Source organism: Mesobacillus boroniphilus JCM 21738, from assembly GCF_000517385.1.
GTDB lineage: Bacteria > Bacillota > Bacilli > Bacillales > Cytobacillaceae > Mesobacillus > Mesobacillus boroniphilus.
This window is the reverse complement of record NZ_BAUW01000002.1, coordinates 137,538-157,675: the sequence shown is the minus strand read 5'-3', so window position 1 is coordinate 157,675 and position 20,138 is coordinate 137,538. Positions and strand designations below refer to the sequence as shown.

Here is a 20,138-nt window from a genome sequence, read left to right as displayed (position 1 = left end):
CCCTTGTTCTCGATCTTCTCTCATTGCAGCTTATAGAATTTTTCTATAGGCCCTTTTTCTCGATCTTCTCACATTGCAGCTTATAGAATTTTTCTATAGGCCCTTTTCCCAGTTCCTGACCCATTTAGGGTTTATAGAATCTTACTTACGCAGCTTCTTTTGTAATTCATAAAGAATATTCATTGCCTGCAAAGGGGTCATATCCAGAATTTCAAGTCCATTTAATTGGTCAAGAACCTGCTTCTCCTTTTTACTTGCACTGCTAGATTTCTTCTTTTCAGGCTCTTCATCAAAAAATGATAACTGAGACGCGGCTGCTGTTTCCGCTGCCTGAAGAATGGCTTGTTTGTCTTGCTCATGCTGCAATGTTTCCCGTACAGAGTCTAAGCTCTTCTGACTCTCAGACCCAAGCGAAACCGGTGTGTCTGTTTGCTCAAGTATGTGGAGGATCTCCGCAGCACGTTCTATCAGGTCTGCCGGAAGTTCAGCAAGCTGTGCAACATGGATGCCGTAACTCTTGTCTGCTGCTCCCTCCCTAATTTTATGAAGGAAAACCACTTTGCCGTTTTGCTCTACTGCGCTAACATGTACATTCTTTAATTTTTGCAATTCACTTTCCAGAGAAGTCATTTCATGATAGTGAGTCGAAAACAGCGTTTTTGCGCTAATTTTATCATGGATATATTCGATCATTGCCTGTGCGAGCGCCATGCCATCATATGTGGATGTGCCCCGGCCGATTTCATCAAAAAGAATCAAACTATCTTTCGTAGCATTGGTAATTGCGTTCTTTGCCTCAAGCATCTCGACCATAAAGGTACTTTGTCCTGAAACAAGATCGTCTGCCGCACCAATCCTGGTGAAAACCTGGTCAAATATAGGCATTACCGCCTCGGTCGCCGGGACGAAACAGCCAATTTGAGCCATGATCGCTGTTAAGGCAACCTGGCGCATATATGTGCTTTTACCTGACATATTCGGTCCAGTAATCAACAATACTTCTCGTTCATTGTCCATATAGCAATCGTTAGGCACATATTCCTGGGCATCCATTACTTTTTCGACAACTGGATGGCGCCCATCCTTCAGGACGATTTTCCTCTCAGCTGAGAACACCGGCTTTACGTACTGTCGCTGTTCGCTAAGCTCTGCAAACCCAAGAAGTACATCAAGTTCACTAAGAGCCCTGGCGAGTTTCTGCAATCTAGGAATATATTCTTTGATTGTCTCGCGGATTCCGGTAAATAGCTGGTATTCAAGCTCGACACTTTTTTCCTCGGCAGCAAGGATCAAATCTTCTTTTTCTTTCAGTTCAGGTGTGATGAAGCGCTCTGCATTCGATAGCGTTTGCTTTCGTTCATACTGGCCTTCCTGTAAAAGATGCAGGTTCGCCTTCGTTACTTCAATATAGTAGCCAAACACCCGATTGTATCCAACCTTCAAGGATCTTATGCCTGTTTTCTCACGCTCGTCACGTTCAAGCATGGCAATCCAAGTCTTTCCGTTCCGGCTGGCATCGCGATACTGGTCAAGCTGGTGATTGTAGCCATCACGGATGATGTTCCTTCCTTGACAGAAAGCGGAGGGTTGTCAACGATTGCCTGTTCGAGCAGATCCGCCGCCTCCTCGCAAGGATCGAGTCTGTCTGCCATCAGGGCAGCTTCCTCATGGGAAAGACTCTCCAATATATGCTTTAAGGACGGTACCTGTAATAAAGATCTCTTTAGCTGCATCAGGTCTCTTGGATTTAAATTGCCAAAAGCAACTCTTCCAGCCAATCGTTCAAGATCGTATACCTCTTTCAACTTTTCACGCAATTCCTGGCGTTCGAAAAACTGTCCGACAAAAAGCTGCACTAGTTCCTGACGGCGGCTGATCTCAGCTTTGTCAATCAGCGGCCTGTTGATCCATTGCTTCAGCATCCTGCCGCCCATTGCAGTCATCGTTTCATCAAGCAGCCATAAAAGTGTCCCTTTTTTTGCAGTAGATCGTATTGTCTCTGTCAGTTCAAGATTGCGCTTCGAAAAATAATCAATTTTCATATACTGCTGAACCTTGTAGACGGATACCTTTTGTAAATGATCCAGGCTGCGTTTCTGGGTTCGGTACAAATAATTGAATAATCTTGAGGCTGTGTTTTTTAATTGTTCATTTTCCAGGTCAGCAAACAGTTCTGAAAAGTTTTCATTGAGATCGGTATTATCCTCAATCGAAAGCGCCAGGATAGAACGCTCCTTCAGCTTTTTCTGGATTTCCGGCGAAAGCGAGCTTTCAATGACAACTTCCTTTGCACCAGAAATCGATAATTCGTTGATAAGCTCTTCGACACTGCCGTTAACTAATGTCACCCTGCTTTCCCCTGTTGATAAGTCACTGCAGGCAAACCCATATGTGTCTCCAGGAAAAACTGAGACGGTAGCGATAAAATTATTTTCTTTTTCTAAAAGACCTCGACCCTCCATTACTGTTCCCGGAGTGATCAGCTGGACAACTTCACGCTTGACGACACCTTTGGCAGTCTTAGGATCTTCTGTTTGTTCACATATTGCGACTTTGTAGCCTTTGTTGATCAGCTGTTCAATATAGTTAGGAGCTGAATGATAAGGAACACCGCACATCGGAATCCGTTCCTCACCGCCGCCTTCTCTGCTGGTAAGTGTTATTTCAAGCTCCTGGGATGCCTTTAATGCATCCTCGAAGAACATTTCATAAAAATCTCCCAAACGGAAAAATAAAAAGGCATCCTGGTAATCCGCCTTCACTTGCAGGTATTGTTTTATCATAGGGGTATATGTAGCCATATTATCCTCCAAAATTCACTTTGCTTTATTGTTAGGGTTATGCAGAAATTCTGCCTCTCCCTTTTGATTAGTTTCTTTCATTTCTGGTAATGCCAGGTGACCTGCTTTTCCCTTTTCACCATATTCTCTCTGTTTCGGGCAATGCAGCACATGTGCTTTTACCCGAATAACTTAATTCCTTCTTATTCAGTCAAACCAAGGATCATTTTTCGACTCTTACTCTAAATATCTATTATAACTCGACAAAATATAATTTTCGATAGAATCCCCTTAAAAAGAATTACCAGTCCAACTATGGACTGGCAAACATCAATCCCTTAAGCTTCGGCCAGTAAGATGGAGGAACACACTCTCGAGATTGGGTTCAACTATTTCAACTGAGGCAATTTCAAAACCGGTCCCTGTAACCGACTGGATCAATTCACTTAGTATTTTTTGTGGTTCCTTATGAAAAATGGCAAGCTCATTTTGATTCATTAAGAGGTCGCGTTCAGGTATCTCAGACGTTAAAATTGACTTTATGCTTTCAAGTTCGATTGCCCCCGAAAAGTTCATGACAATACGAGAACGATCACCGATTGTTTCCCTTAATTGCGAAATAGTACCAGATGTAATGAATTCTCCTTGATCCATAATGCCAATCTTTTCACAAAGAAACTCAACTTCCTCCATATAATGACTTGTATAGATAACTGTCATCCCTTCACCATTCAGCTTTTTTACCGTTTCAAGGATGTGACTGCGAGATTGGGGATCTATCCCTACGGTCGGTTCATCCATGATCAACAGCTCTGGATTATGTAAAATTGCAGCACCGATATTGACTCTCCGCTTCATCCCTCCGGAAAACGTTTCTACTGTTTCCTTTGCCCGATCAGCCAAGCCGATAATTTCAAGTACATCGTCAATTCTTTTTTGCAAGTGGTTCCCCCTTAAACCGTACATTCTTCCCCAGAATGAGAGGTTTTCCCTCGCACTCATAGTTTGGTAAAGCGCAATTTCCTGAGGCACGATTCCTAAAAGCCCTTGCCCACGCTTTGGCTGCTTGACCATATCAATGCCAGCTATTTCAATGATTCCTGAACTCGGGGGAAATAAACCTGTAATCATTTGAATCGTTGTTGTCTTTCCTGCTCCATTGGGTCCGAGGAGACCAAAAGACTCACCCTTTTGTACGGAAAAGGAAACATTCTTGACTGCCTCGAAATCTTTAAACCTCTTAGTTAATTGCTTCACTTCCAAGACTTCCAACCAAAACACCTGCTTTCGGCCTATGTTGATTCAATTATCTCAAAAATTCAAACTTCATGAAATAAATTCCAATTAATATATGAAAATATTTGGAAAAGATTATAATGAAATAGAGTCATTAAGTGATTCATTGGCCAAATAAAAAGCAAGACATCGGTATGTCCTGCTTCTAAGGTTGAAATACATTATATTTTCGTGCTGTTTCTACCCATTCATATCGCTTGTGTGTTCCTAGCTTCTCACCAATTTTCTGACGGTGATTTTCTACTGTTTTGACTGATATATCAAGCCTTTCAGCTATGTCTTTCTGGGAATATCCTTTAACCGTAAGGATGAATACCTCCTTTTCTCGCTTGGTGATCGGCAGGTCGACCGGATTGAATTGGTCACCCTCTGTCTCATCCTCCATATATGTGTATCGAACACCTTTTGGTTCGCTAAAATTTTATCCAGAGATGGATGAGATCGTCACGCTTCAGCTGCTTGATTAGATAGCCGTCAGCTCCAGCTTCATAAGCCTTCTTTTGATACCCGATATCATCATGCATCGAGAAAATGACTATTTTTGCTTCCGGCAGGAGTTTCCGAAGTCTTTCCAAGGTCGTCATTCCATCCAGGCCGCCTGGCATCGAAAGGTCCAGAAGTACCAGGTCCGCAGGGAAGTCGACCGCAGCTTTAACAGCTTCATAGCCATCGCAGGCACAAATCCTCCCATCAATGCAAAAAGATTGCTGCAAAAGCATGCTCAGCCCATCCCGGACAATTTCATGATCATCGATGATCATTAGGTTCATCTTTCCTCTCCCCTTCCACTTTTGTTAAAGAAACAAACCCTTCCACCCGTGTAGGCCCGCCTTCCTTGCTGATCCACTTGATGTCCCCACCAAGCATTTTGCAGCGCTCATACATATGCTTCAAACCGAGCCCTTTCGTTTTACATCCAGTTGATATAAAGCCATTGCCATTGTCGTATAACTGAAAAAAGATATATTGATAGTATGTCTTTAAATGAATGAAGAAATAAGTTGCCTTGCCGTGGCGAACAGAATTTGTGATGCTTTCCTGGATGATCCTGAATAGATGAAGTTCTTTTTCCGGATCCAGTTTCTGTTCCTTATCGAGCTCCATCTCCAAAAAGATATCTATCTGGTACAGCTTCCTCCAATCCTTTACTGCTTGCCGAAGCGATTTTTCCAAACCAATGTCATACACGATTTCAGGTCTGAGGCTTTTGGTCAGACTCTTAATATCTTTAAGTGTTTTTTCCATGACATTGACCATGTTGGTGACATGATTTTGATATTTATCCTCGCTGATATTCTGTTTGATTACCTCAAGGCCAAGGAATATGCTATAGACACTTTGTCCGATATGATCATGCAGTTCCATGGCAATCCTTTTACGCTCTGCCTCCTGGGCGAGCAGCGTTTCTTGTACAAGCAGCTCATGGAATCGTGCCCGCTCACTATTTTCATTCTGGACTGGAGGCCGGATCCTAAGGACATAATATACCTCATCCGATATAGTGATTTTTTTAAAAGACATCTCAAATTCTTCCAGTCCCTCATACACTGCCAGATGGGAGTTAAAAAAAGGAATCGGATTATCAGAGGTTAAGATACAGCGATTCTCATCCTCTTCCAGTTCTCTTTCCTGGCAATATGTACAGTAAGGTACTTTCTCTCCATGCTTCCAGCCGGTCATGTCAACTGCTTTTTCATTAAGATAATGAATCATGCGATCTTTATCCATTACAATCATGCCCTCCGGCAGATGATCGACAATTTCTTCTAAAATTTCCACTTGCATCAACATAATTAATCCCTCGCTAAAACATCACTTCTTCGCAACTCCATTTTAACCTCTATTCCAGCTGATACTTCGCCATGTTTATTAACTTTAAGTGAAATCTCCAGCTTCTTTTCTCGCATAAAAAAAGACCCCACATGGGCCGGAGTTAAGCAAATAACTTTTTTCCGTATTTACTGTGACGGTCTGTTTCACCGAGATAGTGAAACCCGTTAGCCAAATAAAATTGATTCAGTTTGCTGTTGTCAGCAACACAGTCTAATTTGAGATATGTTTTGTCCGTTGAAAAACTCTTCTCAATCCAATTTAATAGTTCTTTTCCAAATCCTTTGCCTATATGTACTGGTAATACTGCGAGCCTATGCAAATACACTGAATCTCCTTCAGTATCCACAGCAAAAATATGTTTGTCCCAAATTTCCTATTAAATAAAAAAGAACAGGCTGAGCTCAGCCTGTTCAAAAAGCAATTCCATCATTTCAACGTTTTAAGAACTTCCTCAATATCTTCATTGGTCATTTCAGCTGCCTGAGTCATTGTCCTGACATCCTTCGATGCCCAGTAATCATATAAACGTGCCAGGTCATTACGATTATATACCTGATTACCATAGTGACTGTAGAAATAGGCAACCAATAGATTGACTACATTCGCCGGTAGTTTGTTTCGGGTTGAAATCGACCTTAGTGCAATATTCTCAAGTCCGCGGATGTTATTATTAGTGAATTTTTCTACCACTTCAATTGGCATAGCGTTTTCACAGAATGAAAGGAATTCTGGATCGGTTAATTGTTTATTCATTTGAAAATCTCCTGCTTAATTTAGTTTCAGATTGTTTCCAGCGCGTCCTCTATAAGTTCAATGTCCTTTGATATTGATTGTTTTAATTTGGCATTTTCACACCGCTGGTATTCTTTATGAAGTCTTCTTAGTTCTACGGAAAAGATCTGATATTCAAAGTTGTTAATCATAATCGCCCTCATTACTTTTTACTGTTCTAAGAAATATTTTCCCATTTATACCTATTGTCAAACAAATAAATAATGAGGATGTGATTATGCTAACATTACCATTAAGCAGGCGAGAAAGGAAAGAGGTAATTTGATTCATTTGATTTTCCCAACAAAGCTGATTACAGACTTGTAACAAGATGACTTTTGTCATCAAGTATGGCAGAGATATTCCACCTTATATTTCCTCATTTTCCCCAAACAAACACAAAGCCTTTTGAAGGGCCCAGCTCTGATGTTCATGAAATAACATTTTCACTGCTGCGCCAGGTTCAACCCACCTGAGTTGATGGTCAGCCTCAACAGGATCTCCCGCATCTCCAGCTATTTCCGCAAAATAAAAATGCCCTGCACCTAGATAATATTCCGAATCCTTTTCGGAATAAAAATAGCGCTGTGCTTTTCCAATCCATTCCCCAATTTCAAGCAGATTTCCCATTTCTTCAATGCCTTCCCTAAGTAGACACTCCTCATGACTTTCACTTCCTTCCAACCCACCTCCTGGAAGGAAATACTTCCCATCACCGGTCTCTATCAAGCAATCAAATTCTTATGTTCATTAAAAATTATTCCATAGACACCTGGCCGCATGGTATAGCTTATTCCTGATTCCATTTTTCCAAAAGTAATCATATATACTACCCTTCTGTTCCACTTCCTCAATATAATTCCAGGATACCGTAAATTGCACCTCCATCGACATCCCTCTTTCACATAACGTTGGAGATATAATTCTGTATTCTTGCTTGATATCCCTTCTTTTGGGTCACTTACTCTTTTAAAATAAGATGACATCTTTTCTTAGAAGGGGTTTTCCATATTTTAGAGAATTACTAGATTAAACACATGAAAGGATAATTTGGTATGTTAATTAGACTAGAAAACATAACTCGCATTTTTGTATTTATTTTCATTTTATTTTCTTTAGTCGATTACTTTTTTGAGTTAACCTGGATTAACCAGGAAAGTCCATACTTTTTATGCCAATCCTGATTTTGGCGGGCAGTAATATAGTATTGCAATTCATAAATTTTTCTATAAAGAAAAAACGGGAGAGTTCAATTGATACATAAAAAACCTGAACGTTTTTAGTTCAGGTCTGCTTGCATTTATTATAAGAATATTACCGGAACTGCTGCTGCAAGTAACAGATAGCGGAGAATAAATCCGCCTGCCAGTACAGCACTTTCCGTGATCATAGTGGCTGCGATTCCGTGTGAGCCTGAAGCTGCAACTTCCAATCCAGCCTGGCTTTGCTGGAGTTTTTTCGAATTCCATAATTCCAAAGCTTCGATTCCGATTGGAACAAGCAATCCCACAACAACCAGTCCCAGCCAGAATAAAGTGCTGTACTCTCCGGAAAGAAGCATGGCAACAGATTGTGCTGCTGACTCATTGGTCGATGAAGTGATCAAGAACATTGTGAAAATCAGGAATAATTCAGAAATCAGCAATGTTAAGTGAAGTTTTTTGATGGACATCACATGATGGATCACTTTTTTATCGAAGATTGCTGATACGAGCATTGTTCCGGCAATCCCCGTTGAGAATGCCGACACAACGAACAAGATTGGCAAAATCGCTGTATTCCATAGTGGCACAGCTCCAATGACACCAATCAGGAAGCCGGTGTAAATGGCTGTAGCGACAGCAAAGACGATCCCGACGTACTCCACAATTTTATTTGTATCTTTTTTCAGCAATTCCATCAAAGCGATATATGCTGCAGCCATCATGAAAAAGCTAATGAAATAAGTACCGATTGTCATGACAGAACTGAAATTTGTAAACAAATAGATGAACCTCAAAGGATCCTTAAGACCTGCTTCCGCATCGACAATAAGAAGCAATAGACCTATGCCCATCAGAATCGGGCTGATTAACCTTCCGGCAATCCTGACTGTTTTGGCATCAGGATATTTCCTTGCTGCATAGGAAGATGTTAAAAACGCACCGGCACTAAGTCCAGCAAGGAATAAATAGGCAGCGATAATTGTTCCCCAAACCATTATAATCACCTCACGTAGTAAATTTTTGCCTTGCCTAAGTCCGGCCTTAAAGGCTGGGCATTCATTTGAACGATTGCTTTTGAAACTTCACTGTTCGGATCATCAAGATCACCGAAAATACGGGCATTGCTGATGCATGTGCTGACACAGGCTGGCTGTTTACCTTCTGCCACTAGCTCAGCACAGAAGCGGCATTTTTCAACGACACCGGTATTATGATCCTGCGTTCTTGCGCCATAATGGCAAGCGACCATACAATACTTGCAGCCGATACACTTATCTGCGTCAACAAGCACGATGCCTTCTTTTGTCGTGTAGGTAGCCTTTGTCGGGCAGACAGTCACACATGGGGCATCCTCACAGTGCTGGCATTGTACCGGGATGATTTCATTTTTGACGTTTGGGAAAACTCCCGTTTCTTTTTCGTAAAACTTAATATACGACTCTTCTACCGGAAGCTCATTCTGCATCTGGCAGCTTACCCGGCAAGCATAACAGCCGACGCATTTTCTTGTGTCTATTACCATTCCATAGCGTGCCATCAGCCATTCACCTTCCTAACCTTCACGATTACTTCGTGGATATTTCCTGACCCACTCCATTTTTCAAAATCGAATGGTACGTGTTCCATATAGCCAAAACCTATACCATATCCAGTCTTTAAATCCTTGGATGTTATACCGTAGTGGCTTGGAACAAAAATTGCCTCTGGGTGAATTCTTTCAGTAACTTTCACTCGTATCTTGCTGGTTGCTTCACTGGATTTCAATTCAACCATATCGCCGTCCTTAATTCCCAGCGCTTTTGCACGAACAGGGTTAATCCAAATTCTTTCTAAATCATAGTCCTTCGTAATCTGCATCAGAATTGGGATATTGGCAGTTTGAGTATGGCTATGGATTGCCTGTTTGCCAGTGATCAGACGAAAAGAATCATCTGCCGGGCTTACCTTAGGCTCAATCCATTCGACGATCGGTTTAAAGCCTGCTTCTTTATATGTTTCACTGTAAAATTCTATTTTGCCTGATGGGGTCTTTAATTTCGGCATTTCCCCGAGGGTAATTTCTTCATTCGGGAACATGATGGTTCCTTTTTCCCTCAGCTGTTTGTACGTTATACCTGTCGGAGCAAGCATCGTTTCATTCAATTCATCAAGGGTGAAATTGAAATACTGACCTACTCCGCAAGCTTTAGCTAACTCAGTATAGATTTCATGAATTGGTTTTGTTTCCGGATGTACCTTGTCTACCATTTGCTGGCGAAGAGCTATTCCGGGAACCTTTCCGGATAACCCTTCAATTACCTCATCACGTTCGATATACGAAACTTCCGGAAGTACATAATGAGCCAGTTGCGCGGTTTCAGACATTTGCACGTCTATTGCCACCACGAGATCCATTTTAGATAGAGCTTCCTTCATGACTTTAGGATTTCCATATCCTAATGCTGCATTGGAATGGTAATAAATTGCCGCCTTCATTTTGCCTTCCAGTGCTTCCTTTGCGACGATTGTTGCTACTCCATTAGTTGGATAGGCAATCGGGAATTCCTTGGATCCTGCCTTTGAAAGTTCAGGTTCTTTTGGACTCGGGTGTTTTGCTTTATCAAGTTTACCCAGCGAAGGTTTTCCGCCAAAAATACTACCGCCCTTTTGCTGGTAGTTTCCTAGTAAAGCATTGAACATTGCAACGGCACGTCCGGTTTCTGTACTATTTTCATAGTTACAGCCGAATGCACCTCTCCACGATTGCTCAATCAACGCTTTCGGTTTGGCTTTGCCCATATCAATGGCAATCCGTGTGATTGCATCAGCAGGGAGACCGGTGATTTTTTCTGCCCATTCTGGTGTATATTTTTTCAGTTCTTTTGCATATTCTTCGAATCCAATTGTGTAGTTCTTAATGAATTGCCTATCGTGAAGATTTTCTTTTATCAACACATGTGACATAGCCAGTACAAGAGCCAAGTCAGTGCCTGGTCGGATTGCCAGCCACTCTGTCGCAAGATTGCCTGTGTTATTCAAACGCGGGTCGACAATGACAATCTTGGCTCCATTGTCTTTTGCAGATGCCAATGCTTGTACGGAGCTTGGTCTTATTCCGTCTCCATAGCTTCTTCCAATGAACATAATATATTTCGCATTACTGATATCTGCACTCGTTGCCGTTACACCCACTGTATGAAGGAAACCTGCATCCCTAGCGTTAGAGCATACTACATGGTGCGTATAATAGTTCGCAGAGCCAAGCGCATTGATAAAACGAGGGGAATAGAATTTCCCTGAAGCGCGTGGTCCTCCGTCAGTGCTACTGACTGTGGGCCATGCTCTTTTATAATCTTGTTTAATTTTTCCGCAATTTCCTTGTAAGCTTGTTCCCATGTAATCGGCTCAAATTTCTTTTCACCAATACGCTTTAATGGCTGTGTCAGCCTATCCTGTGAATAAACAACTGTAGCGTAACCATGTCCCCTGGCACATAGCTTCCCTTTCGAATAAGGGTGATCAGGGTGCCCTGTCAGCTTCCATAAACGGCCGTTTTTGACAAGGCCAATCATTCCGCATTTACTTGAACATGCATTGCATGTACTAGGTATTTCCTTTATTTCTGCATTTGCTCCTGCTTTTACATATTCGTTGGACCATGCATTAAAGCCTGCTGTTCCCGCAGATGCCAATGCAGCAGTTGCTGCAGAGGCTTTAATGAATCCTCGACGTGATAGTTTTGTATCCACCATTTTCTCTAGCCCTCCTTTTACTCCAGACCGATCAAACATTTAGTAGTTTTTTGCCTTTAGCTGTTTGTGATTGATGCTTCCTTCCATTACTGCTGCATGTAAAACTCATTGACTTTTTCGCAGAGTATCCGGTCCCTTTAATGGAATCTGTTATTATATCTCTTTTTAAAAGGATGTCCTTCACTAAAAGCACCACCACCTTTAAGAATTAAAGCCTTACTGGTAACTATTTCGTTGCGCCTTGATCATTTCTATTAATGCTCCCGTCAGTCTCTGATAAAATGGGTGAACACTCACTTTCGAAAGCTGCGACTCGAATTCATCGAGCCAATCAAAATGGTCATCCAAAAATTCAGCAGTAGAACTTTCAGGGGCATGCTCAATGAAATAGGCCAACAATTCCAACAGGATTGCAAGATGGTCCGGTATACCCTGTAGTTCATTAGGGATTTCGATCTTAAGCTTTTCTAACAGGTAATTGATATGTAACGCCGAATCTCCTAATATATAACCTTTGTCCCTGGCAAAGGGTAGAGTGCACGTTTCATCAAGTGTCCACCGTTTATACAATGATTCAATCGGAAGAGCAGCTTTCCTTTGCGTGCTGCCAATAGAAGTCATGTATATTTCTGTGAATTCTTCATAATTCTCTGGCAGGACTTCCTCGATTGAAAAGTAGATACTGAAAAGTTCGTTGACCGATTTTTCCAGCTTCTTCAGTAGATCCTCCTGCTGAATCTCATCCCAGATACCTCTAGTTGGGTGTTTAAATAAATCTGCAAGGACTATAAAAACATTCGCACAATCTGTTTTTTTATTTAATCCAATCACCGGGATTCACCACCTTTCGATTACAACTTCACTATATGGCACTCAAGATTGTGAAACAATATACATTCTGTGGATATTCCCCCAAGCGTATGTGAAGGATTTCACCTAATTTAATTGTTTTATTTTTCAGTGCCGATTATATAAAACTATTAAAAGACACTGAAATTAGGGCTTTATAACGCTTACAGCCAATCTTGAATTGTGAACATTCCTTTAAATATGTTTGAATATCCAGCAAACTCGCCACTATTTAGGAACTTTAGTCGTAGAATAGAAGTACATGAATTATCACTCTTGAGGTGACCTATATGTCGCTACTAACCAATTGGCTTGAAAGCTTGAGCTATGATTTGGAAATATCAGAAGCGTGTTCAAAAAAGAAAAGTACGTTGAGTACCTGTACAGCTTGTATGGATGAATGTCCACAAGTGTCTGCATAGCGGAATTCAGGTTGCTCATAGTATCCACAAGGTAAGTGAAGTTGCCTATCATGTGTATAAAAATGAATGTACCACTTGTAGAAGCAGTTTTTACTCATGGGAAGAATCAAATGAATGTGAAATCAGCAAAAAAATCGAGAAACCTAATTTTTTCTTGTAAAAGCCCCTCTAAATACAGAATGAGGCACCGGAACCAAAGCTGCTGCAGTTGCGTAAACAGCTTCCAAACCGGTGTCTTCTTATTCTTCACTTACAAAAAAAAAACTAGGAAGTGAAAGCTTCCTAGTTCGATGTTATTCTTCCTCTCCCAGGAGGAAGTCTGGATTCAAGTCCTCGAATTCGTCATCATCGATGCCATGGCCCCACTCGTCATCGTCGCAATCGCATCCGCCTGGATGAGTGACAACACATACCTTCGTTTCACCAATGACTTCCACAAGGAATTCCCTTTCGACGTGAACGATGATTTTGTTGCCATTAGGCGAAATGACCGCTTCAATGCAGTTAGGCTGCTGCAGGACCTCCACAAGGACATCATGGTCATCCATGCATTCAGGGTCACGGTACTTCAGCTTGATGACATCGCAGTAAGTTACTTTCTCCGTCACTACTTCAGTTTTTGTATTATCATCAAAGGAGTACCAGATGTTGGCTTCGTAAGACCCGTTTACCTCAACCACTTTCCCTACCTTTTTTGCCTTATACTTATGGTTTATGACCCAAGCGCCCAGAATGCTGCTCGGATTATGCGCTGGGTTGATCGTATGATTGGACTGCGTGAATTTGCGTCCTTTCGCTACGACGGCTTTCGTAATAATCTCTCTGTAATCTCCCATTGCGAGCGAAACCTCCTCAATCTTTTTCAATTCATCCTATGCGTGATATTAGACTAGTGTGCGATTAATTTTAGAACCGCTGGTAAAAACTTAGGCATAGTTCATTGTATGCCCATATGCCCTGAATGTTCCCGATTGATGAAAGTTGCTGGGGAATTAACATGGATTTATCTTAAGTATTTATATGATATATAAAAAACGGCACCTGCTTTTCGGCAGGTACCGTTTGCTGTCTAATATTAATGGTTGTGTGTGTGGCAGCTTGCTTCGTTTTTCAGAGCTGCCCCTGTTTCACCGCGAAGTATGTCTCCACCAGTTGATGCCACTACTTCATCAGTAACCGAATTTGAAATCGTTGTGGCCACTAGCTGAAGCAATTCATTTACATCGATTTGCGACTGCTTGAATTCCTGTACCACCGGGATTTCATCAAGTTGTTGTTCTAGAGAAGCAATTTTTGCTTCAGTTTTCTTCAATGCTTCTGTTTTTCCATAGTGTTGAAAGTTAACGGCCTGTTTTTGAAGGCCTTTAATGGAAGAAATAAGTGTTTTCACTTTTTCATTCTCATGGATCTGAGCTTCCGCACGCTTGAAGAAGTCAACTTCTTCAGTTTCCGCAATCATTCTTGCGATTTCTCTTGAACGCTGGATAATGTCATCTTTATTGTACTTTGCCAACTTAGTTCACCTCAACTGGTTCGATTTCTTCTACCATTTCCCCGTTTAAAGACCATGTTTTCGCATCTGTAATCTTTACCTTGACGATTTTGCCGATTGCCGTTTTTGGTCCAACAAAATTGACAAGTTTCAACTTGCTTGTATAGCCTGCAAGAACATCAGGATTGTTTTTACTTTCGCCTTCAACAAGGACCTCAACAATCTGATCCTGATATTTCTTCATAGACTGTGCGGATTGCTCATTCACAAGTGCGTTCAGGCGCTGCAGACGCTCCTTTTTCACTTCCATTGGGATATTATCCTGCATTTTAGCGGCAGGTGTTCCCTCCCTTGGAGAGTAGATGAACGTATAGGCTGATTCATAGCCAACTTCACGGACAAGCGACAATGTTTCTTCAAACTGCTCATCTGTCTCATTCGGATAACCTACGATAATATCCGTAGTCAATGTAACATTAGGAATTGCTGCTTTGATCTTGCGTACAAGTTCGAGATATTGTTCCCGAGTGTACTTCCGGGCCATTATTTTCAATACATCAGTAGAACCTGATTGTACTGGAAGATGGATGTGGTCCATCAGGTTACCGCCCTTTGCCAGCACTTCAATCAAATGATCATCAAAGTCACGAGGGTGGCTGGTTGTAAAACGGATGCGCGGGATATCAATTTTGCGGATTTCATCCATCAAGTCACCAAGGCCATATTTCATATCTGCCAGGTCTTTTCCATAGGCGTTTACATTCTGGCCAAGAAGGGTAATTTCCTGGTAGCCTGTGCAGCAAGCTGACGGACTTCCTGAATGATATCCTCGGGACGGCGGCTGCGTTCTTTGCCTCGTGTATAAGGAACGATGCAATATGTGCAGAATTTATCACAGCCATACATAATGTTGACCCATGCTTTAATATTGCCTCTGCGCACCTTCGGAAGGTTTTCAATTACGTCCCCTTCCTTAGACCAAACTTCTACGACCATTTCTTTGGACATGTATGCTTCCTGGAGGATATGCGGCAGGCGATGGATATTATGCGTGCCAAAAATCATATCAACCTGGTTATACGTTTTTAAAATTTTGTTAACGACGGATTCTTCCTGGGACATGCAGCCGCAAACTCCCAATAAAAGATCAGGCTTTTCTCTTTTAAGATGCTTCAGATGTCCAAGTTCACCGAACACCTTGTTCTCAGCATTTTCCCTTATTGCGCATGTATTCAAGAGAATGACATTCGCATCCTCGACACTGTCAGTAGGTTCATAGCCAAGACCAAGGAAGATACCTGCCATGACTTCTGTGTCGTGCTCATTCATCTGGCATCCATAAGTGCGGATGTAGAACTTGCGCCCCTTTCCCATACCGATGAATCCTTCAGGAATGTCGAAGTCTTTATGATACTGAACTACTTCTTTGCCGCGTTTTTTTGCATCCTTCAGGGAAGGAGCTGTATATACTGTTTCAAAGTACTTGCTGTAATCCTTGCTGGATTTTTTGTCCGAAGAATTTTCAGTTTTTACTTGCTGTCCTTCCAAGCGTTGATTTTCGTTCATTATAGATCTCCTTTCATTAGAAAGCGAGCAGGCAGATTGATAGAGCCTGGCGCCGATGCTAGCTTTACAAACAGTTCTGCTTTCTACTTCAAAAGGGCTATATTTCACCCTGGAAATATAAAATATACACATTATAATAGTATAAACTCTTCAATCAATGAACACAATAGCAGGCACTGGAAATACAGCTTTCTTGGAAAAAAAGCCGACTTAATAAAATATATTACCTAACAGATAATTTTTTTGTAGTGATGCTTGTCACTAATTCAAGTAATTGGCTTGATTATTAGAATAATAAAACCCCAATCTTGGTCGATTGGGGTTTTATTTCATTCCGGCTTGATTAGCGCGATTTAAATTACATGAACTCTGCAACTAGCTTATCAAAGTGAGCTTGATCGAGCTTCAGGTCTGCTTTTGACAGCGGAGTCTCTGAATACCCGCTTACCAATTCCTGATAAGACTTACGCTCTGTATTTTGATAGATTAATCCAGTAACAAGACCGTTGTGCTGCATTAATGTCTGCATTGCTGCTTCACGGTTTGATGGATCATATCCTTCAATGTCGCCAAGCTTAGTCAAGTTTTCCTTGAACCAGTCGTAAGTGTTTACCTTGTTATAAGTTACACAAGGGCTGAATACGTTGATTAAAGAGAAACCTTCATGCTTGATTCCAGCCTCGATTAGCGCAGTCAAGTCTTTCAGGTCTGTTGAGAAGCTCTGTGCCACGAAAGTAGCGCCAGCTGTCAATGCCAATTCCATTGGTGAGATGGCTTGCTCAATAGAACCTGCAGGAGTTGATTTTGTCTTAAATCCAGCAGCCGAACGAGGGGAAGTCTGTCCCTTTGTCAGACCATAAATCTGGTTGTCCATGACAATGTAAGTGATATTGATGTTACGGCGGATCGCATGGACTGTATGTCCCATACCGATCGCGAAGCCGTCACCGTCACCGCCGGAAGCGATAACGGTTAGATCACGGTTAGCCATCTTTACGCCCTGAGCGATCGGAAGCGCACGTCCATGGATACCATGGAAACCGTAAGAATTGATATATCCAGAGATACGGCCTGAACAGCCGATACCAGAAATTACAGCCAGGTTCTCAGGCTCTAAACCCACATTGGCAGCAGCACGCTGCATGGCCGCCTGTACAGAGAAGTCGCCGCAGCCCGGGCACCAGTTTGGTTTTACATTATTGCGAAATTCTTTAAAAGTCGCCATCCTAGAACAACTCCTTGCATTTTGTGTGGACTTCCTGCGGCAAGAATGGATTTCCGTCATACTTGAGGATTTTATGGATTTTCTCATGACCTCCAACATTCATCTTCATGATGTTTGCCAACTGTCCTGTCGCATTGTTTTCAATAACCGCAACTTTCTTTGCAGATTGTACAAGCTGCATCATTTCATCAGCCGGGAATGGATGTACCAGGCGCACATGTGCGTGGTTTACTTTTAAGCCATCCTTCTCAAGTCTTCCCATTGCCTCTTCAATTGCACCTCTTGTAGAGTTGAAACCTACGATCAACAGATCAGCTTCCTTATGCGGAGCATTCTTGTGGATTGGCGTGTTGAATTTCAAATTGCTGATTTTACGCATACGCTTATCCATTTGCGCAATACGGTTAGCAGCAGATTCCGAAGGTTTTCCTGTTTCATCATGCTCAACACCAGTAACATGGTGGATACCGTTCTTCATTCCTGGGATAACACGTGGTGAAACACCATCTTCAGTCACTTCATAACGCTTGAAATAGCCTTTATTATCAATTCCAGGAAGAGCTTCTGTAGCCAATTTGCCGCGGCGGATTTCCACTTTATCAAACTCAAGCGGTTCAACTGTCTGCTTTCCTAACGATAACTGAAGGTCAGTCAGCATAATGACAGGACACTGATATTCCTCAGCAAGGTTGAATGCTTCTGCTGCATCGTAGAATGCTTCCTGAACAGTACTTGGAGCAAAGACGATTTTAGGAATCTCACCGTGAGTTCCATAAATCATCGCCATTAGGTCGGACTGTTCCTGTTTTGTAGGAAGACCAGTTGATGGGCCGCCACGCTGTGTGTCAACAATGACAAGTGGTGTTTCAGTGATCCCTGAAAGACCGATTGCTTCCATTTTCAATGAAAGACCTGGTCCTGCTGAAGCTGTAATGGCACGTACGCCGCCATAGTTAGCGCCGATTGTCATAGTGACAGCAGCGATTTCATCTTCAGTCTGGATAACTGTTCCGCCAAGAGCAGGAAGCTTCTTGATCAGATATTCCATGATCTCTGAAGCAGGTGTGATTGGGTAAGCCGCCATGAAACGGCATCCTGCAGCTACTGCTCCAAGAGCGATTGCATCATTACCAATCATGAACATGCGTTTCTGGCCATCAGCCTTTTCAAGCTGCATAGTCTCAGCTCCGCCTAATTGTTCTTTCGTATATTCGTAGCCAGCTTTGATGGCTTCCATATTCTTATCGACAACTTGTTGTCCTTTGCGTCCGAAAATCTCCTGGACAACTTCTTCAAAAACTTGGATATCCAAGTCCAGAATTGCACTAGTCGCACCGATGGCAACCATGTTTTTCATAAGAGATGTTCCTAATTCAGTAGCCATTTCTGTAAACGGAACCGCATACATCGCAGCTTGAGTATCCTCAGGCTTTTTCGGGTCAAACTTCGCATCAGCAATAATTACGCCGTTCTCATGCAATTCTTTGTAGTTTACATCGATTGTTTCCTGGTCGAAAGCTACAAGAATATCTAAATCGTCAGAAATAGATCGAACCTCTGAAGTGCTCACTCGAATCTTGTTATTTGTGTGTCCGCCCTTGATACGTGATGAAAAGTGACGGTAGCCATACAAGTAGTAGCCTAGACGGTTCAATGCAATAGAGAAAATTTCCCCGGTAGATTCAATTCCTTCTCCCTGCTGTCCGCCAACTTTCCATGAAAGTTGATTGATCATCTCTTACACCCCTTTAGATACGTAAAAAATATGTAAAAACGCTTCGTTATTAAGTGTAGCACTTTTCCAAGTAATTCACTAGAATTAAGCGGTTTAAATATTGCATTTATTGCTCAAATCTAGCAAATGGATGGTACTAAACGCTTACAATTCTAGACCTATGTGTTAAAAAAAGCAACCCCTTCAGAATATTTATTGACGAAAATATGAATATTTTTTTATTTATTACTATATTATAAGTTGCTTACTCTGCAACCCTTCTATTACTGGGCAGAAATTCGCTGTTTCCATGGAATTTACGATTTTTCCATTGATAATCTTGTGGCCATATTCCCATATAGGAACTTACTCACCTGTATATCAGAATAATATTTTTGCAATTCATTCCAAAGGTTTTCATATTGTTCGTTACCCTCGAGATTTTTTACATTGAATTCTATTCCATCAAAGTCTGAACCAAATCCCACATGATTTTCTCCTCCAAGAGAACAAATGTGATCAAGTTGGCGGATGACATCATCTATTGAAGCAGAATCCTTTTTACCTGATAAGAATTCTGGCACAAAGGTAACACCAATGACTGAATCTCGGTCAATAAGCGCTTTGACTGATTATCCTTAAGGTTGCGCGGATGGTGGCAGAGTGAATAACAGTTTGAATGGGATGCGAATACCCGGTCAGCTTGTTCGATTACATCCCAGAAGCCCTGTTCAGATAAGTGTGAGACATCACAGATTGTTCTGGTTTCATTCAGAAGCTGGACAACCTGACGTCCAAACCTTGAAAGACCCGCTCCCCTTTCCTCCATGACACCATCAGCCACGTAATTTCCATAATTCCACGTTAATCCTACTGACCGAACTCCCAATCTCAGCAAAGTGCGTAATTTCAATAGATCCTGTCCAATCGCATCACAACCTTCAAGGGCCAGCACAGCACCAATTTCATCATCGCCGAGCAGATCAATGTCAACCTTGTCCTTGATCAACTTGATTTGAGGATAAGGCTTTAAGATTTTTTCATAAAATAAATCCGCCATTCGCAGTGCAGCTTCAAATTTCAGATCAGGGTGAACTGATTCAGGTACATAGATGGCAAAAAATTGGACTTTGGTGGAAGATGCCGTCAGCCGTTCAAGATTGACCTGCAATTCAGGTGAATTGGCAAAATCAAGCATCGGGTCCATGAATAATTTATATAGAACATCACAATGAGCGTCATAGATTTTCACGA

Annotated in this window: 17 protein-coding genes and 3 pseudogenes; all 20 read right to left on the bottom strand. The window is 41.8% G+C overall.

What is annotated here, in order from left to right:
* Nucleotides 1–141: 141 nt before the first annotated feature.
* Nucleotides 142–2,801 (bottom strand): annotated as a pseudogene (gene mutS, locus JCM21738_RS01680) (DNA mismatch repair protein MutS).
* Between the two features lie 309 nt (nucleotides 2,802–3,110).
* Nucleotides 3,111–4,052, bottom strand: coding sequence for an ABC transporter ATP-binding protein (locus JCM21738_RS01675; RefSeq protein WP_023614794.1), 942 nt, complete (start codon nucleotides 4,050–4,052; stop codon nucleotides 3,111–3,113).
* A 169-nt stretch (nucleotides 4,053–4,221) separates the two neighbouring features.
* The gene (locus tag JCM21738_RS01670) at nucleotides 4,222–4,461 is read right to left on the bottom strand and encodes a response regulator transcription factor (RefSeq protein WP_035208754.1); all 240 of its coding nucleotides are present in this window, start codon (nucleotides 4,459–4,461) and stop codon (nucleotides 4,222–4,224) included.
* Nucleotides 4,462–4,489: 28 nt separating this feature from the next.
* Nucleotides 4,490–4,846: a response regulator gene (locus JCM21738_RS01665; RefSeq protein ID WP_035208751.1), complete on the bottom strand. Its 357-nt coding sequence runs from the start codon at nucleotides 4,844–4,846 to the stop codon at nucleotides 4,490–4,492.
* Nucleotides 4,824–5,867, bottom strand: a complete 1,044-nt coding sequence (locus tag JCM21738_RS01660; protein WP_023614796.1) for a sensor histidine kinase — start codon at nucleotides 5,865–5,867, stop codon at nucleotides 4,824–4,826. Before JCM21738_RS01660 ends, JCM21738_RS01665 begins: the two co-directional genes overlap by 23 nt.
* Nucleotides 5,868–6,009: 142 nt before the next feature.
* Nucleotides 6,010–6,234: a GNAT family N-acetyltransferase gene (locus JCM21738_RS26960; protein WP_369385590.1), complete on the bottom strand. Its 225-nt coding sequence runs from the start codon at nucleotides 6,232–6,234 to the stop codon at nucleotides 6,010–6,012.
* A gap of 101 nt (nucleotides 6,235–6,335) precedes the next feature.
* The gene (locus JCM21738_RS01650; RefSeq protein ID WP_023614799.1) at nucleotides 6,336–6,662 is read right to left on the bottom strand and encodes a hypothetical protein; all 327 of its coding nucleotides are present in this window, start codon (nucleotides 6,660–6,662) and stop codon (nucleotides 6,336–6,338) included.
* 26 nt (nucleotides 6,663–6,688) lie between these two features.
* Complete coding sequence (locus tag JCM21738_RS24100; RefSeq protein ID WP_023614800.1) at nucleotides 6,689–6,832, bottom strand: hypothetical protein; 144 nt, start codon at nucleotides 6,830–6,832, stop codon at nucleotides 6,689–6,691.
* A gap of 217 nt (nucleotides 6,833–7,049) precedes the next feature.
* Nucleotides 7,050–7,364 (bottom strand): NUDIX hydrolase, encoded by a 315-nt coding sequence (locus JCM21738_RS01645; protein WP_052019532.1) that lies wholly within the window; start codon nucleotides 7,362–7,364, stop codon nucleotides 7,050–7,052.
* Between the two features lie 619 nt (nucleotides 7,365–7,983).
* Nucleotides 7,984–8,880, bottom strand: a complete 897-nt coding sequence (gene nrfD, locus JCM21738_RS01640; protein WP_023614803.1) for an NrfD/PsrC family molybdoenzyme membrane anchor subunit — start codon at nucleotides 8,878–8,880, stop codon at nucleotides 7,984–7,986.
* A gap of 5 nt (nucleotides 8,881–8,885) precedes the next feature.
* Nucleotides 8,886–9,422 carry a 4Fe-4S dicluster domain-containing protein gene (locus tag JCM21738_RS01635; RefSeq protein ID WP_023614804.1) on the bottom strand — a complete coding sequence of 179 codons (537 nt, stop codon included), beginning with the start codon at nucleotides 9,420–9,422 and terminating at the stop codon, nucleotides 8,886–8,888.
* Nucleotides 9,422–11,137 (bottom strand): molybdopterin-containing oxidoreductase family protein, encoded by a 1,716-nt coding sequence (locus tag JCM21738_RS26480; RefSeq protein ID WP_256360156.1) that lies wholly within the window; start codon nucleotides 11,135–11,137, stop codon nucleotides 9,422–9,424. The genes JCM21738_RS01635 and JCM21738_RS26480 overlap by 1 nt, the downstream gene beginning before the upstream one ends.
* Nucleotides 11,095–11,616 carry a molybdopterin-dependent oxidoreductase gene (locus JCM21738_RS26475; protein WP_159101414.1) on the bottom strand — a complete coding sequence of 174 codons (522 nt, stop codon included), beginning with the start codon at nucleotides 11,614–11,616 and terminating at the stop codon, nucleotides 11,095–11,097. Before JCM21738_RS26475 ends, JCM21738_RS26480 begins: the two co-directional genes overlap by 43 nt.
* A gap of 216 nt (nucleotides 11,617–11,832) precedes the next feature.
* The gene (locus tag JCM21738_RS22080) at nucleotides 11,833–12,447 is read right to left on the bottom strand and encodes a molecular chaperone TorD family protein (protein WP_023614806.1); all 615 of its coding nucleotides are present in this window, start codon (nucleotides 12,445–12,447) and stop codon (nucleotides 11,833–11,835) included.
* A gap of 733 nt (nucleotides 12,448–13,180) precedes the next feature.
* A complete protein-coding gene (locus JCM21738_RS01620) occupies nucleotides 13,181–13,723 on the bottom strand; it encodes an outer spore coat protein CotE (RefSeq protein WP_023614807.1) in 543 nt (180 codons plus the stop codon).
* A gap of 239 nt (nucleotides 13,724–13,962) precedes the next feature.
* Nucleotides 13,963–14,400: a YlbF/YmcA family competence regulator gene (locus JCM21738_RS01615; protein ID WP_023614808.1), complete on the bottom strand. Its 438-nt coding sequence runs from the start codon at nucleotides 14,398–14,400 to the stop codon at nucleotides 13,963–13,965.
* A 1-nt stretch (nucleotide 14,401) separates the two neighbouring features.
* A pseudogene (gene miaB / locus JCM21738_RS01610) lies at nucleotides 14,402–15,945 on the bottom strand (tRNA (N6-isopentenyl adenosine(37)-C2)-methylthiotransferase MiaB).
* Nucleotides 15,946–16,303: 358 nt separating this feature from the next.
* Nucleotides 16,304–17,170: a 2-oxoacid:ferredoxin oxidoreductase subunit beta gene (locus JCM21738_RS01605; protein WP_023614810.1), complete on the bottom strand. Its 867-nt coding sequence runs from the start codon at nucleotides 17,168–17,170 to the stop codon at nucleotides 16,304–16,306.
* 1 nt (nucleotide 17,171) lies between these two features.
* Nucleotides 17,172–18,905: a 2-oxoacid:acceptor oxidoreductase subunit alpha gene (locus JCM21738_RS01600; RefSeq protein ID WP_023614811.1), complete on the bottom strand. Its 1,734-nt coding sequence runs from the start codon at nucleotides 18,903–18,905 to the stop codon at nucleotides 17,172–17,174.
* A 296-nt stretch (nucleotides 18,906–19,201) separates the two neighbouring features.
* Nucleotides 19,202–20,136, bottom strand: a pseudogene (locus tag JCM21738_RS01595) (dipeptidase).
* Nucleotides 20,137–20,138 lie beyond the last annotated feature (2 nt).

Excerpts from the sequence above, each read along its gene's own strand:
- JCM21738_RS01660 (WP_023614796.1), bottom strand. The coding sequence starts at position 5,867 with ATGTTGATGCAAGTGGAAATTTTAGAAGAAATTGTCGATCATCTGCCG.
- JCM21738_RS01600 (WP_023614811.1), bottom strand. The coding sequence starts at position 18,905 with ATGATCAATCAACTTTCATGGAAAGTTGGCGGACAGCAGGGAGAAGGA.
- JCM21738_RS26475 (WP_159101414.1), bottom strand. The coding sequence starts at position 11,616 with ATGGTGGATACAAAACTATCACGTCGAGGATTCATTAAAGCCTCTGCA.
- JCM21738_RS01635 (WP_023614804.1), bottom strand. The coding sequence starts at position 9,422 with ATGGCACGCTATGGAATGGTAATAGACACAAGAAAATGCGTCGGCTGT.
- JCM21738_RS24100 (WP_023614800.1), bottom strand. The coding sequence starts at position 6,832 with ATGATTAACAACTTTGAATATCAGATCTTTTCCGTAGAACTAAGAAGA.
- JCM21738_RS01665 (WP_035208751.1), bottom strand. The coding sequence starts at position 4,846 with ATGAACCTAATGATCATCGATGATCATGAAATTGTCCGGGATGGGCTG.
- JCM21738_RS01605 (WP_023614810.1), bottom strand. The coding sequence starts at position 17,170 with ATGGCGACTTTTAAAGAATTTCGCAATAATGTAAAACCAAACTGGTGC.
- nrfD (WP_023614803.1), bottom strand. The coding sequence starts at position 8,880 with ATGGTTTGGGGAACAATTATCGCTGCCTATTTATTCCTTGCTGGACTT.
- JCM21738_RS01650 (WP_023614799.1), bottom strand. The coding sequence starts at position 6,662 with ATGAATAAACAATTAACCGATCCAGAATTCCTTTCATTCTGTGAAAAC.
- JCM21738_RS01670 (WP_035208754.1), bottom strand. The coding sequence starts at position 4,461 with ATGGAGGATGAGACAGAGGGTGACCAATTCAATCCGGTCGACCTGCCG.
- JCM21738_RS01620 (WP_023614807.1), bottom strand. The coding sequence starts at position 13,723 with ATGGGAGATTACAGAGAGATTATTACGAAAGCCGTCGTAGCGAAAGGA.